Source organism: Cellvibrio sp. UBA7671 (genome assembly GCA_002483145.1).
GTDB lineage: Bacteria > Pseudomonadota > Gammaproteobacteria > Pseudomonadales > Cellvibrionaceae > Cellvibrio > Cellvibrio fibrivorans.
Window position 1 is genome coordinate 90703 of sequence record DLHJ01000016.1, and the last position, 14961, is coordinate 105663.

Genomic DNA, 14961 nt, shown 5'->3' on the forward strand with positions numbered 1-14961 from the left:
CTGTAGGGAAAATTAGTTATACAGCAAAGTGCGCGATCTGGGTTTCCAGATCTTTGGTGGTGTCATCCAATCGCCGTGCTATCTGCTCGGACTTGCGCGCATCCTGATTCAAACTGTCGATTAGGTTGACGACCTGAATAATGTTTTTATTAATTTCTTCCGCGGTATAACTTTGCTCTTCGGCCGCCGTGGCGATTTGCATATTCATGCCTAATATCGCAGAGATGGATTGGGTAATTTGGTTGATCGATTGGCCCGCTTGTCCTGCCATCTCCAGGGTCGCGCCGGTTTTGCCCTGGCTGGTTTTCATCGCATTCATCGCGTTGGTTGCGCCGCGTTGCACCGCTTCAATAATTTGTTGAATCTCCGCTGTAGAATCCTGCGTGCGTTTGGCGAGTGAGCGGACTTCATCGGCCACTACCGCAAAGCCGCGCCCCTGCTCTCCGGCGCGCGCCGCTTCAATCGCCGCATTGAGAGCGAGCAAGTTGGTCTGCTCGGCTACATTTTTAATCACATCAAGCACGCCGCCAATGCGATTGGTATCGGCCTCGAGCTGGGTCATAGCTGTGCCGACGCGGTTGACCTCGGTATTTAATTGGTTGATTGCATCGAGGGTGTTGTCCATCATTTTTAAACCCTGATGTGCATTTTGATCGGCGCTCTGGGCTGCGTCTGCCGCACCACCTGCATTGCTCGCCACTTCCTGTACGGTCGCCGTCATTTCAGTGATGGCAGCGGAAACCTGATCGGTGGAGTGATGGGCTTGGTCGGTATAGCGCGCCACGGCCGAGGCGCTCTGGCTAATTTGGTTCGATGCGTCAGCAAGTTTCTGCATGGAGTTTTGTACTGTGGTCACCACCTGCACAATACTTTGCTGTACTTGATGGATATTGCGCCCGAGTTTGCCCAGCTCACCTGCATCTTTGAATTGTAAGGTCTGGCGGAAATTGCCGCCCGCGAGCAAAGCGAGATGGTCATTAATAGTCGCCAAGGGCTTAATAAGGCTTTTGCGCAGGATAATCAGCACCATAAATACCACTAGAACCCCGCCCAGCAGAATCAATGCGCTTGCCCAGAAGGAGACACTTTTACTCGCTGCCAGATTGGTTTCCGTGTCCGTGGTGACACGAGCGCTAATCAGCTGCGCCGATTCTTCCAGTAATTTGCTCGGCTCGCGGTCAATCCCGGTGACTGCCTTGTCACCTGCAGAAGGGTCAAAGTTGGCTGCTTTAAACGCATCCAAACCGGTTTGGTATTTACCGAACGCTATTTGATGAGCTTGTAAAAAAGCCTCGACTTTGGCGCGGCTATCGCCTGTGAGTTCACCCCTCAGCTTTGTGCCCTGCTGTTGGATATCCCGGTGCAGGGCTTCAAATTGCGTCCAGTACTGCATGAGTTTTTGCGGGTCCTTACCGCGCAGCAGCACGTTTTTCCACTCTTGCACCTGGGTCTTGAACTGGTAATTCATCTTGTTGATGCTGCGCTCTTGCGCGACTGAACCGGCGATCAGACGGTTATAGTCGGAGATGGTGTCACTGAGCAGGGAAATGGCGATGCCGCTGATCATCACAAACAGGATAATGCCAGCGCTTACTGCAACCAGTAGGCGCCCTTGGATACTGGAAAAGGAGAGCATGGTAGAAGGCCTTCAAAATGATGGAAGTCCTCCGAGTATAGGAGACAAAATGCGACAGTGATGGCTGGCGTATTAAGCAATTGCGCTGTAGCGGAAATCACGCAGCTGCACCTTGCCGCCACCCGCGCAGTAAATGCCCACCTTCAAACTTAAAAACCCGCCAAACACATTGTGGTTCAAACCCGACACCTCCATGCGGGTAGGATGGCGCTCCCAGGTGCGGCCGGCATCTTGCGAATACTCATAGGTGATGACCTGCTGGTCATTGGTAATACGCATCCGCAGGTTGCGGGTTTTAAGCGGGATACGCGCCCAACTTTGCTCCTCAGCGTATTGAAAACTTTTAATCGCATCGGCAGTAAAACCCATGCCCACAAAGGCTTTGTGATTGTAAAACAGCAGCAGGCCCGCTTCGGCATCGCCCACTAACGTGAAATCGACTGCAACCTGATAGGCGCGATCACCCACTCCGCAAGTTAGCGGTGATGAGTCAGCGGGTGATGTTCCTTTGGCTGCGAGCTCCAGCATTTTTTTGCTGTAAACGACGCGCGCCATTTCCTGCGCGCCCGGCTGGTGAAAGCACCACTGGCTGCCAATTTTATTGCGCGCAAAATTATCAGATAAGACGATGCCGTGTGCACCGCTTGATGCGGGATTGGGTTTGGGTAAGGGCTGTGAAAGATCGCCGCCGGTCGCGCGGAACCAGCCATCATCCGTCCATTCAATGGGTTCCAGAATGGTTTGACGGCCAAGGGTTCTAAAACCTTTTTCGTAAGCGTGATAGATCATCCACCAGCCGCTACTTTTGCCGTTGATAGCCGGACCTTCAATTAATGTGGCGTGACCGCGCGACCACCAAGGCTCTGCTTCCGATTGCGAGCGCACTAAAGGGTTGTGCGGGCAGTGTTCCCAGGGGCCGTGAATGGAGTGTGAGCGCGCGGCAATGACCATATGCCCGGTCACTGGCCCTGCTGTACCGCCCACCGCCGTAACTAAATAAAACCATTCACCGCGGCGCAATAGTTTGGGGCCTTCGGGCGCAAAGTTTTCGACTATCCAGTCGTCGGGATAACGCCAGGGACTGTAGGCCGCCTCGATCTCGCCATCGGTCGCCAGTCCATCATCGCTCAACCGGATTTTGCGAATGCCATTCACAAATAAATAACGTTTGCCATCCTCGCCCACTGCGTGGCCAGGGTCGATACAACCATCGATTTTTAAATCGATTGGATCACTCCAGGGGCCATTAATATTATCCGCCCAAATGACATAGGTGCCCCAAGGTTTACCATCGGGTGCGGCGGGAATATAAATGTAATAGCGATCGCCGTGTTTGCATAAATCCAATGCCCACACAGTGCCAATATTTTTTTGTAGTGCCGGACCTATAGGTGTCCAGTTCACCAGATCGCGCGAGTGCCAAATAATAATTCCCGGGTAGGAATTAAACGACGAAAACGTCATGTAGTAATCATCGCCATCTTTCAACACGGTAGGGTCGGGGTGGTCACCGGCGAGAATCGGATTTAAAAAAGTGCCGTTACCTAAATCGGCTTTGCGCTGGCCTTCAATACCGCGCGCCCAGTGTGGACGCAATGGAGCAACGGTTGGTGTGCAAGGTGCGGCCTGCGCGCCACCGATAAATGTGAGCGGTGATGCAGCGGCGCCCGCGAGACAGGCTTTAAAAATATTTCTGCGGGTGATGTCCAGCATGGATAACCTCAAGTAAAAAAGTGATTAAAAAATTAGAGTAATTTTCAGGATGATCACTTTAATTTTTTGTACAGATTGTTTTTGCCCGGGTTTATTATTTATAGGCGTAAAATTTTCGCTGCGGCAGAAATTCCGTTATGTCCAAGCTGTAGAGCTTCGGTTGAGGTGTGCACTGACGTATTTTGGAGAATTAAATCGTGGCCAAATTCCAGCGAAGAACCCAACACTAGAATCGAATCAGCTTGCGCGTGAAAATCTATTTTTGCAGTGGGGCGATTAAAAATACTCACGCCACTTGGCAGGGTTTTCCCCGTGCTCGTAGTTACAAGTCCGCTGACCACGGTTACCCATGCAAACTGATGGTTCAGCGGTAACTCATAACTCCAGTATTGTTGTGTCTTAAGCGGCACGACTAAATAATTCAACTGGGAGGGAATCGCAAAGTCGCTGCGTTTTTTGCCGTGCCAGCCAATTAATAATTTTGCGGGGTCGCCATCTGCTGCGTTTGGTTCCGCTTGTAAATAGGCGGTCTGTGGGGGTGAATTTTCCAGTGCGGGCGATAGGGCAATACCCATTTGTACGGCGATAAAGTCGCGGGTAATGGGCGCTATTGAATGCCAAATGCCGGCGCCCGCAATGACCCAGGCCCAGCTGTCTTTTTGTAATCGACCCTGTTTGCCAGTGGAGTCCGAGTAAGCGGCCTCACCGGCAATCACGTAGGTGATAATCGCTTGTCCTGATGCCGGTGTTAACGCGGGTTCACCTTGCAGGCTTTGGGCGCTCAACAAGTTGAGCGATACAAAGGGTTTGATTTTTTCGATATCACTTTCTGCTGCAAACAAATTATTTTTATGCTGCAGATAAGTGGCTGTCATGTTGCTATTGCTGTCGGTTGTTGAAGTGGTCATGTTTTTTTCCTCGGCGATCTTGTGAGAAAAAGCGTTATTGCACACCAGCGCCATTCATCAGCGCATCAAACGCTTGCTGGTCCAATACTTTGTTATTGGTGCGATCAAGCAGTTCACCTATATCCCATAAGAAGGGCACCATGCCGTTGGCGATGGCTTGTTTGGTGATGTAATTGAGGTAATAGGCGCGGCCATCGAGATGCAATTGCAAATCGGCGCCGGTTAAGTTTTTGCGCACGCCTGTGCCAAATTCGCCCATGATCACGGGAATGCCTTTATCCACAAATTTCGTTTTCATGGATTTGAATTGCTGATCGACATAATCTTCTTCGCCCCAGGTGGGGTTGTGAGCGGTGTCGGTGGTGGAGTGAAATCCCTTGCCCCAATAAAAAAACTGGTTGCCCCAGCTTTCATCTTTGGTCATGCCGGTGTAATTCCAGGGGCTGTAAAAATGAATCTCGGCCATCAGGCGGTTGGCGACTGAATCAGTTGGTAGTGCTGTCATCAGCGTGTTGGTTTTTTCGATATCGGTGGATGGCCCCTGCACGATAAGCACACGCTGCGCATTTTTGCCGCCGGTTGCGCGCACTGTGTCGATAAAAGTTTGGTGATAGGAGTGCAACACCGCCATCTGCGCGGCAGTTTCAACATTGGGTTCGTTGGCGCTGGCAAAGAGGACGCGCTCGTCAAAATCGCGCAGCTGTGTGGCGATCTGTTCCCAGAAAGCTTTCTGTTTTGCGTTGTTTTGTTCCTGCTTGGCGGGTACCACATTGTTTTCCAGCCAGCCGCCGTCCCAGTGGATATTGACGATCACGTAGAGATTGTTATCAACACAATACTGCACCACCTCTTTCACACGATTGAGCCAGTTGGGGTCGATTTCAGCGGTGGTTTGGTTGGCGTATTGATCCCATGACACGGGCAGGCGCACTGCACTAAAGCCCGCTTGTTTTACGAAGGCTACAAACTCTTTAGTGATTTTTGGATTGCCCCAATAGGTTTCCGATTTACCGCCCATGGCTTCCAGTGTATTGCCGATGTTAAAGCCGATCTTGATCTTACTGGCGATTTGCGTGGCAGTGCTCTCCATGCCGGTGGTATCGGCAGGCAGAGGATTCAGGTTGTAGCTGGGGTAAATTCCGCCGGTTGCCGGAGCGCTGGAGGAAGAAGCCGCGATGCTGGATGGCACCGCAACAGCTGATGAGCTAATCGCTGCCATAGAGCTCGGGGTTGTAGACGATTGTTGAGGTTTGGAGCTGGCTGCTGGAGTCGCTGCGCCACCGCCACCGCCACATCCCAGCAGGGAGACTAATAGGCTTGATAACAGAAGTCTGTTTTTTAAGGTCATAGCAATTCTCTTTATTGTTGTGAATAACCTGCAGCTGCCAGATACAGCAGCTCGGGAAATTTTGACGTGAGAGTTTTGCTAATGACGGGTGGCAAGTGGTAATGCTTGCGTTAAAAAGGCTATCAATTGGTAAAAAGTTGAAGTTTTTTTAATTTAAGTTGAAGAGCCGGGGGTTTTGTCGCACAGGCTTTTATAGATTTTGGGGGTGCAGCTGTATTCTTCTTTGAAGAGTTTGTTGAAGTAGGAGACGTTTTTGTAACCTACCGAGTAGGCGATTTCGGCGATGTTGGCATCTTCCGCTTGCGCCAATAAACGCGCCGCTTCGGTCAGGCGCAGTTTGTTCAAGTAGCCGGTAAAGGTAAAACCCAGTTCGGATTTGAGGATGTCATTAATTTTGGTGCGGCTCACGCCTATTTCGCTGGCCATGGCATCCAGACCCAGCTCGGGGTTGGCGTAGCGTGTGGCCATGAAATGCAGTATGGCGCTGCGGTCTTTATCGCGCAGCGGCTCAACAGATAATTGTTGGTAGGCAATCAGCGGTCGGTCGCGCTGGATTTTGTTGTGCAGCTCCCGAATCAGGGTGTAAGTATGCTGGCGGAAAAACCACAGGGCGTAAGCGCCCCAAAGCAGCAGCAAAAAAGCGCCGTACAGGTATAAATAAAATCCGTTGTGCCCGATCAGGGTGATCTCACTCAACTGGACGTTGGTGTCCATATCCATTTGGGTCTGGACGCTGCTGCCAAAATTGAGCTTCGCCACTTTGTTGAGCTTGTATTCCTTGCGCGACAATTCGACCTTAAACATTTCGAACCACCATTGCGGGGTTTCCAGGCGGGTGAGGTCAAGCTCGACTGCGCGCCACTCGGGGCCGCAAGAAAAAAAAGTGGAGGGCGAGCGATAACTCAAAAAGTCGCCGGCCTTGGATACCTGCTCATCAAAAGTGAGCAAGGAGAAACTCAGGGTGTTGGCGGTGGAGCATTTCGCGCTAAAGACAATTTTGTCGAACGCGGATAAATCCACCAGTACAGGCGCATTCTTGGGGTCGGTAAAAATCAGATTAACGGCTACAAACGGATATTGCGCTTGACGGGTCAGGGTGAAATTAAAATTCAAACTGAAAGTGTCATCGGCAATCCGGAGGCTGGAGCTTCCGCCCTGATAGACATCCGTTTGCGGCTCGGTTTGCCACCGAAGATCGGCTTGGCCGCCGGGTAAGAGCGCGACCTGCATAAACGTTTTGCTCACGCACAGATAACCAAGCGCCCCGCTCACCACCAGCAGGCAGAGCAGGGCGATAAGGGCTCGGTTATAAAAGTGCTGCATAAACGCGCTGCTGTTTTTTAGCGCGGAAAGAGGGTTTTCACACCCTCTTTGGTGCCGAGCAACAAGACGTCAGCCGGTTGCGCTGCAAATAAACCGTTGGTCACAACACCAGTGATTTGGTTGATGCGGGTTTCCAGACCGACCGGATCGATAATCTGCAGGTTGTACACATCGAGAATCACATTGCCGTTGTCGGTCACTACACCCTCGCGGTACACCGGTGTGCCGCCGAGTTTGACCAATTCACGCGCGACATAAGAGCGCGCCATAGGAATGACTTCAACTGGCAACGGGAACTTGCCCAGCACATCCACCCATTTGCTTTCGTCGGCAATGCACACAAATTCTTTGGATACTGCGCGCACGATTTTTTCGCGCGTCAAGGCAGCGCCGCCGCCTTTAATCAAATGTAAATAAGCGTTGCTTTCATCGGCGCCATCGACATATACCACCAGCTCAGTCACCGAGTTGCAATCCAGCACGTCTATCCCGAGTTTCTTCAGGCGTGCGGCTGAGGCGTCTGAACTTGCCACAGCACCGGCGAATTGGCTTTTGATCTCGCCCAGATAATCGATAAAAAAATTCGCGGTCGAACCAGTGCCGACACCGATAATCGAGTCGCTAAACAGTTTGGGTTTGATGTATTCGATCGCCGCGCGTGCGACAGCTTGTTTGAGTTGGTCTTGGGTCATGTGATTATTCTCGGGAGCTGGGTCAAAATCTTGCCGCATTATACGGATTTTCGCCGTGCCAGCGGCGGCTAAATTGTTTACACTGCGGCGACTTTTTCATTCATTGACTAAACAGTCCACCTCACTCGCGAATGCCAGAACTCCCATGCCTGAAACTTACATAAAACGTATCCTCAATGCCCGTATCTACGATCTCGCGGTGGAAACCCCGCTCGACGAAGCGCGTCTGCTCTCTGCGCGCACTGGCAATAAAGTCCTGCTTAAGCGCGAAGACTTGCAACCGGTGTTCTCGTTCAAATTGCGCGGTGCCTACAACAAGCTGTTGCAGCTGACTGAAGACGAGCGCAACCGCGGTGTGATTTGCGCCTCTGCCGGTAACCACGCGCAGGGTGTTGCACTTGGCTCCCAGCATTTGGGGATCAAAGCCACTATCGTAATGCCGCGCACGACGCCCGCGATTAAAGTCGATGCAGTAAAAGCGCGCGGTGCCAAAGTGGTGTTGCATGGCGATAGCTACGACGAAGCCTCTGCCCACGCCAAAAAGCTGGTGGAAGAAAAAGGGCTTACCTATGTGCACCCTTTTGATGATCCGGATGTGATCGCAGGACAGGGCACGATTGCGATGGAAATCCTGCGCCAGTATCCCGGCAAAATCGACGCGATTTTTATCGCAGTCGGCGGTGGCGGCTTGGCGGCTGGTATTTCCGCTTATTTGAAATATGTTCGCCCCGAGATCAAGATCATCGCGGTGGAATCGGAAGAGTCTGCCTGCTTGAAAGCGGCACTGGAAAAGAAAAAGCGCGTGGTACTGCCGCAAGTGGGTATCTTTGCCGACGGCATCGCAGTGGCGCAAATCGGCGAGGAGACTTTCCGCGTGCTGCGTAAAACGGTCGATGAATGCATCACCGTGACTAACGACGAAATTTGCGCGGGCATCAAAGATATTTTTGAAGATACCCGCTCGATTGCCGAGCCAGCAGGCGCAACGGGTATCGCGGGGCTGAAAAAATACGTGGCGGAACACGGCATCACCGGCCAAACCCTGATCGCGATTGACTGTGGTGCCAACATCAACTTTGATCGCCTGCACTACATTAGCGAGCGCACGGAAATCGGCGAGCAGCGCGAAGCGATTCTGGCGGTAACCATTCCCGAGCGCCCTGGTGCCTACAAGGAATTCTGCAAAGCCTTAGGCAAGCGCAATATCACCGAATTTAACTATCGCTATGCCGATGCCAAAGACGCCAAGATTTTTGTTGGCGTGCAAGTGGCAGCAGGTGGCAATGATCGCGCGGATCTGGTCAGTGGGTTGCATTCACAGGGTTATGACCTCGTGGATATGACCGAGAACGAGCTGGCGAAATTGCATATCCGCCATTTGGTGGGCGGCCACGCTCCGCAAATTACCGATGAAGTGCTCTACCGCTTTGAGTTCCCCGAGCGTCCGGGTGCGCTCATGACGTTCCTCAATAAAGTTGCCGGTCGCTGGAATATCTCCCTGTTCCACTATCGCAACCACGGCTCGGCGTCGGCGCGCGTGCTGGTCGGCATGCAAGTGCCGAAAAAAGAATATGCCGACCTGCAAGCGTTTTTGAATGACCTGAATTATCCCTATTGGGATGAAACCAAAAACGAAGCCGCCAAGTTCTTTCTGGGTTGATCCCGGTTACGGCTTTGTTATTACTTGTTCGATAAAAAGGGCGCTTCGGCGCCCTTTGTTGTTTTGGTCCTGAAGCATTTTGCCTATCCACATCTATCCTTAACCCATTCGTCCGAAGGGTTAATTTATGTTCAGGCACTGGCGTGCCGGTGATTTTGGTGTAATCTGGACAACGTTGTCAGAAAAATCCACATGCCAAATCAATCAACTAAATAGAGGCAGGAGTTCCATAATGAAATCTGCAGGTCAACACATAGCTGCGCGGTTGGGCGCATTGACGCTCGCGCTGGGGCTTGCCCAGGGCGTCTTCGCCGCTAACCTCAGCCAACAACAACTCAATGAATTTGCGGGCAAGGCCCAGCTGCGTTTTGGCGTGGTGAACAATCTGGCGGCCAAGCCGCAAGCGAAATTGACGCTGACCAATGACTCTGGAACAGCCTTGCCTGCGGGGCAGGGTGAGTGGAGGATTTATTTTCATTCCGTGCGCAAATTGGACTCGACGTTAATAGACGGTTTGAGCCTGCGCCATGTGCAAGGTGACCTGCACGAGTTGGCACCGACAGTCGGGTTTAAAGGCCTCGCTGTGGGCGCAAGCTTGTCAGTGCCCTATACCGCCAGTGCGCATATGGTGAGTTATACCGATTTTATGCCGCGTGCATTTATCGCCCAGCAGGGGGCGGATGCGGTGGTGTTCGCCAATACCGATACTGAAAACCTGAAAGAATTTGTCGAGCCTTTTACCAAAGCTGAACAGTTGCAGCGCTTCTCGCCCGACCTCTATCCCATCGCCACTGCGGCCACCCGCTATCAGGATAATCTTGCCGTTAACCAAGCGGCCGCCAAGCTCGATGCCAGCCCCAAAATTATCCCTACACCGGCCGATGTGAAATATCGCAAAGGCACAGCGACACTTGATAGCAGTTGGCAAATTCGCTACGCCGGGCGTTTAACCAGCGAGGCAAACTATTTTGCCGATCAATTAAAAACAGCTGGTGTAACACTGACCTCTGCTGCTGACCATGTCGCAGCAACAGGCAAAGTGATTGAGTTGAAAGTTGATAGCGCAAATGCAACAGCCGAAGCATACACACTTGATATCGCCGCCGACAAAATTACCATCATCGGCAGCGATAACGCCGGTGCTTTCTACGGCATCCAAAGCGTGTTGAGTTTGCTGCCCGCGCAAGCAGCGAGCAGCCATGCACTGCCGCTATTGAGTGCGAAGGATGCACCGCGTTACAGCTGGCGCGGCATGCAATATGACATGGGGCGCAACTTTCATGGCAAGGATGTAACACTGCGTTTGATCGAGCAGATGGCGCGTTACAAACTCAATAAATTGCATTTGCATTTAACAGAGGATGAGGGCTGGCGCTTGGAAATTCCTGGCCTGCCGGAGCTGACAGACATAGGTGCCAAGCGCTGTTTTGATCTGACGGAGCAGACTTGTTTACTGACCCAATTGGGTACAGGTCCGCACGCATCCGGTTCGGGTAATGGTTATTACACTACGGCCGATTTTATTGAAATTATAAAATTCGCCAGCGCCCGCCATATCGAAGTGGTGCCTGAAATCGATATGCCCGGCCACGCGCGCGCAGCGGTGAAGTCCATGGAAGCGCGCTACAAAAAATTGCTGAAGGCCGGTAAAAAAGCCGAAGCTGAACAGTATTTGTTATCCGACCCATTGGATAAATCCCAATACATCACCGTGCAAAGTTACACCGACAACTCGATCAACGTCTGCCTGCCATCGACCTACGCGTTTGTCGATAAAGTCATTTATGAATTACAGCAGATGTATCGCAAAGCGGGCACCAAGCTCGTCACTTTCCATATGGGCGGCGATGAAGTGGGCGCAGGTTCCTGGACTGCATCACCTGCCTGTAACGCACTCTTTGCCAAAGGTGAACAGGGTGTTGCTGGCCCGGCCGATTTGAAGCCTTACTTTGTTAGCAAAGTTTCTGCGATCACATCGGCGCGCGGTTTGGATTTGGCGGGTTGGGAAGATGGTTTGATGTATGACCCGGTCAACACCTTTAATCGCAGCCAATTTGCCAACAAACATGTGCTCGCCAATGCCTGGGATAATATCTGGGAGTGGGGTGTTGCTGACCGCGCCTATCGTTTGGCGAATGCGGGTTATGAACCGATTTTATCGCCCGCGACCCATTTGTATTTCGATCATCCCCATGAAGTGAATCCGGAAGAGCGCGGCTATTATTGGGCAGCGCGCTACACAGATACTGCAAAAGTATTTGGTTTTATGCCGGATAACCTCTACGCCAATGCCGATAAAGCCCGCAACGGCGCGCCGATTGAAAATCTCGAAGCGCTGGTAGGCCGCGCTATGCCCGCACTGGAAAAACCGGAGAATTTGCGCGGTATGCAAGGGCAGGTGTGGACTGAAACTATCCGCACCGGTGCGCAGATGGAGCAGATGATTTATCCGCGTTTGATTCCACTCGCCGAGCGCGCCTGGCACAAGGCCCCATGGGAAGGTGATAGACCGGATGCCGCTGCACGCACTGCTGATTGGGCTGCATTCGCGGTGCAATTAAGCGTAAAAGAATTGCCGAAGCTGGCTGCGTTGGGGGGCGATTTTTATCTGCCACCACCTGGTGGTGTAGTGGACGACGGCAAATTGTTGGCGAATACGGCGCTGCCTGGTTTGGCAATTGAGTTCAGCATCGACAACGGCTTAAGCTGGAATGCATACACGGATGAGCACGCCGTGAGTAAATCTGAAGTCTTGTTACGCACCCGCTTGGGCGAGGGGACTAGCCGTGTAACAACCGCTGAAACGAAGCAAGGTAATTAACACCAGCCAGCGCAAGGACGCGCTACGGCTTCACTCATCACAGCGTAAAAACCCTTCTTTTCCAGTCTTTTTTAACCGCGGCTGCTGGAAAACGCTAAAAACCTCGGGAAAAACGCATTATTTTTGCGATATTGTGCTGCTTTTTGCGATTTTATCCATCGCTCGTGTTTCATTATTACCATTCCTTGCCTATTATTTATTCACGTCACAGCCTCGGGCTGTTTTGTGGTTGACGTAAGGGCTGTTGTTTTTTTCAAAAATAATGTTGCGCAAGGTTACAACCATGAAAGTCGATGTTCTCTCCGTTGTAATTTTTTTGTTTTGCTTGGGAGTATGTGTAACCCTGTTGGATATAGGCGCGTTAGTGTCATTTGCAGAGGCCGCCGTAGAATCCACCTCTGAGTAGTAACAGGCGAGTAAACGGAATTTTCGACAACAACTCCCGCTTCGGCGGGAGTTGTTTTTTGTGGAGTGAGATTTTCGGCGGGATGCGATGGAGACAATATTAGGTTTGCGTCAGGATAATTTCTTTATCGGTTGCAATCGCAAACAGCGGTATATCCCAAGTATCAGTGGCAAGTGCATCGACTTGCTGGCAAGCGTGCGCCAAACCAATCAGCACCGGTTTCCCTGTCAGTTTTTTTTGTTTGAAGGCGAAGGTCGCATCGTAAAAACCGCCTCCCATTCCCAACCTCGCTCCTGTCCGATCAAATCCAACTAGCGGCATCAAGACTACATCTAGCAATTGCGCCGACATTCTGTGCTGTGAGCGGAAGTCCGGCTCAGGAATACCAAAGCGATTTTTGGTGAGTGGGGCATCGGGTGTGTATTCCACAAACCACAAATCCTTGCGCTTGTCCGGTCGCAGCACCGGTAAAAAGCAATGCTTTTCCATTTTCCACAGCTGCCGGATAATCGGCTCAGGGTCGATTTCACCATCATTTGCCATATACAGAGCAACATTGCGCGCGCGCATAAATTGCGGCAGCTTCATCAAATGGCGTAGCAGGAACATCGATGCCTGCAGTTGTTGGGTGGGATTAAGGGCATGGCGGCGCGCACGCAATTCATTGCGCAGTTGCTTTTTGGTCAGTGCGAGATGATTGAGTGGTTGGTCGTATTGGGAATCAAACGAATCGGCCATAAATAGCCTTAAAAAAAACACAGAAGTGAGTTAAGAGACCCCGAAATGCCGCAACCAAGCTGGCCTTGAACCCATAGGTTCAAGGAGGTAGCACCTGTGGTTTTTAAGGCTTTCCGTCAGGCGGACATGCACACCAAACACAACGAGACACCACCAGTTTTGTGGAAATCGGCTCAAGGACTTGTCGGTTTGCAAACATTCCAGGGCGTGGCGCCAGTATAACCCAAGGTCACTGGCCTTCCGCAAATGAAATTATGCTTGGCTTAGTTAACCGGTTAGCTGTTAATCGTCTTAAACGGGGCTGGTAAAAAGGTGCAATTTGCGCTTGTGCTCGCTTTTAAACCAGATTGGCCAAACTGCGATCCAGTTTTTCATTCAGACGCAGCAAATCACTGTGGTTGGCTGATCCTCCAGTGCCTGCGCTGCTAGTTTTCGCTTGCAACAATTCATGGCTCAGGTTGAGCGCAGCCATTACCGCAATGCGCTCAAGGCCGATGACGGCGCCGGTACCGCGGATCGCCTTCATGCGCTCGTCAAGTAATTGCGCCGACTCCACCAAGGCCTGGCGCTCTTCGCGCGGGCAGGCGACCTGGTATTCTTTATCGAGGATTTTTACAAAAACAGTTTCGTTGCTCATTGATGCCTCGATTACTCAGCGTCCAAATTACGTAAATGGGTGATCATGGCTTCTACGCGGCTGCGCGCCAATTCATTCTTCTCGATCAGGCGTACCCGCTCGCGCTGCCACTCGCTTTCGCGGGTTTTCAGTTCGGCGTTTTCTTGCTGCAGGCGATTGCACAGCAGGATCAGCTTATCCAGCTTGGTTTCGAGGGCGAGTAACAGATCGTCAGACATGATAATAAATAACCAATAAATAGCGCGGGTCGCCCACTATATTGCGCACTCGACGGGTGGTCAATCGCGCAGCCCAAGTTAATGTGAATTCGAGAAGTTGGTTGTTATCAAATGATAAACAAACAGGTTTTACTTGAACCGCCTCAACCTTATAAATCGCTATATAAAAAGTTTGCAGAGTCACCCAAGCCAATCGTGATAGCATTCATCCACTGCGATGAGAGGCCTCTATGACCGATACAACTTCCCCCGAACAACTGCTCACTCCCCTGAATTTTGACGATCTGGCCAACCTGTTGGCGCCCCTCGGCACCCTCAATAGCCCCTCCGAACTGCACGGTTTGTTGTGCGGGAAATTATCGGGCGGTGCGACCCTGAGCGAAATCAACTGGTTGTTGGAGGCGGTCGAATTCCTCGATTTTATCGCCGCCCCCGACGAGCAAGTGCGCATCGCTCTAAGCCGTTTGTATCACACCACCTGCGATCAATTGCGCGGCCAATTCAGTTTGAAACTCATGCTGCCGGACGATGACAACACGCTCAATGATCGCGTGCGCGCCCTAAGCGAATGGTGTCACGGGTTCCTCACAGGATTCGGCAGTGTTGATCACCAGGGCAAACGTGTGATCAACGAAGAATTTGAAGAAATGCTCCAGGACCTGGCGAACATCGTACAAATCCAGGCCGATGATGAAGAGGATGAACCCAGCGCAGAGGCGGATTACATGGAAGTCACCGAATATGTCCGCGTCGTTGTCAACTCACTCTATTTTGAATTTTCTGCCGAACATGCTGAAGGTGTAAATCCTGCAAGCATGGCGCCAGCGTCGAATCAATTGCATTAATTGTTTGCGAGTGCCT

12 protein-coding genes and 1 other RNA gene are annotated in these 14961 nt (G+C 51.6%); 3 read left to right on the forward strand and 10 right to left on the reverse strand.

What is annotated here, in order from left to right; all coding sequences use genetic code 11:
• Positions 1 to 16: 16 nt before the first annotated feature.
• The 6 genes from B4E62_RS16230 to rpiA form a co-directional block, all read right to left on the reverse strand.
• Complete coding sequence (locus B4E62_RS16230) at positions 17 to 1636, reverse strand: methyl-accepting chemotaxis protein (protein ID WP_331352775.1); 1620 nt, start codon at positions 1634 to 1636, stop codon at positions 17 to 19.
• A gap of 72 nt (positions 1637 to 1708) precedes the next feature.
• Positions 1709 to 3349: a family 43 glycosylhydrolase gene (locus B4E62_RS16235; protein WP_331352776.1), complete on the reverse strand. Its 1641-nt coding sequence runs from the start codon at positions 3347 to 3349 to the stop codon at positions 1709 to 1711.
• Between the two features lie 98 nt (positions 3350 to 3447).
• Positions 3448 to 4257, reverse strand: coding sequence for a pirin family protein (locus B4E62_RS16240; RefSeq protein WP_331352777.1), 810 nt, complete (start codon positions 4255 to 4257; stop codon positions 3448 to 3450).
• 34 nt (positions 4258 to 4291) lie between these two features.
• A complete protein-coding gene (locus B4E62_RS16245; protein WP_331352778.1) occupies positions 4292 to 5605 on the reverse strand; it encodes a glycoside hydrolase family 5 protein in 1314 nt (437 codons plus the stop codon).
• A 153-nt stretch (positions 5606 to 5758) separates the two neighbouring features.
• Positions 5759 to 6928 carry an AraC family transcriptional regulator gene (locus tag B4E62_RS16250; RefSeq protein WP_331352779.1) on the reverse strand — a complete coding sequence of 390 codons (1170 nt, stop codon included), beginning with the start codon at positions 6926 to 6928 and terminating at the stop codon, positions 5759 to 5761.
• 17 nt (positions 6929 to 6945) lie between these two features.
• On the reverse strand, positions 6946 to 7620 hold the full coding sequence (rpiA, locus tag B4E62_RS16255; protein WP_310068105.1) for a ribose-5-phosphate isomerase RpiA: 675 nt from the start codon (positions 7618 to 7620) through the stop codon (positions 6946 to 6948).
• A 103-nt stretch (positions 7621 to 7723) separates the two neighbouring features.
• Between rpiA and ilvA the strand changes: the two genes are divergently transcribed.
• Together ilvA and B4E62_RS16265 are read left to right on the forward strand one after the other, a co-directional pair.
• Positions 7724 to 9280: a threonine ammonia-lyase, biosynthetic gene (gene ilvA, locus B4E62_RS16260; protein WP_331352780.1), complete on the forward strand. Its 1557-nt coding sequence runs from the start codon at positions 7724 to 7726 to the stop codon at positions 9278 to 9280.
• Between the two features lie 232 nt (positions 9281 to 9512).
• On the forward strand, positions 9513 to 12101 hold the full coding sequence (locus B4E62_RS16265; protein WP_331352781.1) for a family 20 glycosylhydrolase: 2589 nt from the start codon (positions 9513 to 9515) through the stop codon (positions 12099 to 12101).
• A gap of 505 nt (positions 12102 to 12606) precedes the next feature.
• Here B4E62_RS16265 and B4E62_RS16270 read toward each other — a convergent pair.
• The 4 genes from B4E62_RS16270 to B4E62_RS16285 all read right to left on the reverse strand — a co-directional run bounded on the left by B4E62_RS16270 (position 12607) and on the right by B4E62_RS16285 (position 14100).
• Positions 12607 to 13245 (reverse strand): 5-formyltetrahydrofolate cyclo-ligase, encoded by a 639-nt coding sequence (locus B4E62_RS16270; RefSeq protein WP_331352782.1) that lies wholly within the window; start codon positions 13243 to 13245, stop codon positions 12607 to 12609.
• A gap of 33 nt (positions 13246 to 13278) precedes the next feature.
• Positions 13279 to 13455, reverse strand: a non-coding RNA gene (gene ssrS, locus B4E62_RS16275) — 6S RNA.
• 127 nt (positions 13456 to 13582) lie between these two features.
• Entirely contained in the window at positions 13583 to 13882 is a 300-nt protein-coding gene (locus tag B4E62_RS16280; protein ID WP_331352783.1) for a cell division protein ZapA, read from the reverse strand.
• An 11-nt stretch (positions 13883 to 13893) separates the two neighbouring features.
• The gene (locus tag B4E62_RS16285; protein WP_133680147.1) at positions 13894 to 14100 is read right to left on the reverse strand and encodes a TIGR02449 family protein; all 207 of its coding nucleotides are present in this window, start codon (positions 14098 to 14100) and stop codon (positions 13894 to 13896) included.
• Between the two features lie 230 nt (positions 14101 to 14330).
• On the opposite strand from B4E62_RS16285, the gene B4E62_RS16290 reads away from it, so the two are divergent.
• Positions 14331 to 14945, forward strand: a complete 615-nt coding sequence (locus tag B4E62_RS16290) for a UPF0149 family protein (protein ID WP_310068094.1) — start codon at positions 14331 to 14333, stop codon at positions 14943 to 14945.
• The last annotated feature ends 16 nt before the right edge of the window (positions 14946 to 14961 follow it).

Bases quoted from the DNA above. Each gene is read 5' to 3' on its own strand.
- B4E62_RS16240 (WP_331352777.1), bottom strand. From the start codon at position 4,257: ATGACCACTTCAACAACCGACAGCAATAGCAACATGACAGCCACTTAT.
- B4E62_RS16270 (WP_331352782.1), bottom strand. From the start codon at position 13,245: ATGGCCGATTCGTTTGATTCCCAATACGACCAACCACTCAATCATCTC.
- B4E62_RS16235 (WP_331352776.1), bottom strand. From the start codon at position 3,349: ATGCTGGACATCACCCGCAGAAATATTTTTAAAGCCTGTCTCGCGGGC.
- B4E62_RS16245 (WP_331352778.1), bottom strand. From the start codon at position 5,605: ATGACCTTAAAAAACAGACTTCTGTTATCAAGCCTATTAGTCTCCCTG.
- rpiA (WP_310068105.1), bottom strand. From the start codon at position 7,620: ATGACCCAAGACCAACTCAAACAAGCTGTCGCACGCGCGGCGATCGAA.
- B4E62_RS16265 (WP_331352781.1), top strand. From the start codon at position 9,513: ATGAAATCTGCAGGTCAACACATAGCTGCGCGGTTGGGCGCATTGACG.
- B4E62_RS16280 (WP_331352783.1), bottom strand. From the start codon at position 13,882: ATGAGCAACGAAACTGTTTTTGTAAAAATCCTCGATAAAGAATACCAG.
- B4E62_RS16250 (WP_331352779.1), bottom strand. From the start codon at position 6,928: ATGCAGCACTTTTATAACCGAGCCCTTATCGCCCTGCTCTGCCTGCTG.
- B4E62_RS16290 (WP_310068094.1), top strand. From the start codon at position 14,331: ATGACCGATACAACTTCCCCCGAACAACTGCTCACTCCCCTGAATTTT.
- B4E62_RS16230 (WP_331352775.1), bottom strand. From the start codon at position 1,636: ATGCTCTCCTTTTCCAGTATCCAAGGGCGCCTACTGGTTGCAGTAAGC.
- B4E62_RS16285 (WP_133680147.1), bottom strand. From the start codon at position 14,100: ATGTCTGACGATCTGTTACTCGCCCTCGAAACCAAGCTGGATAAGCTG.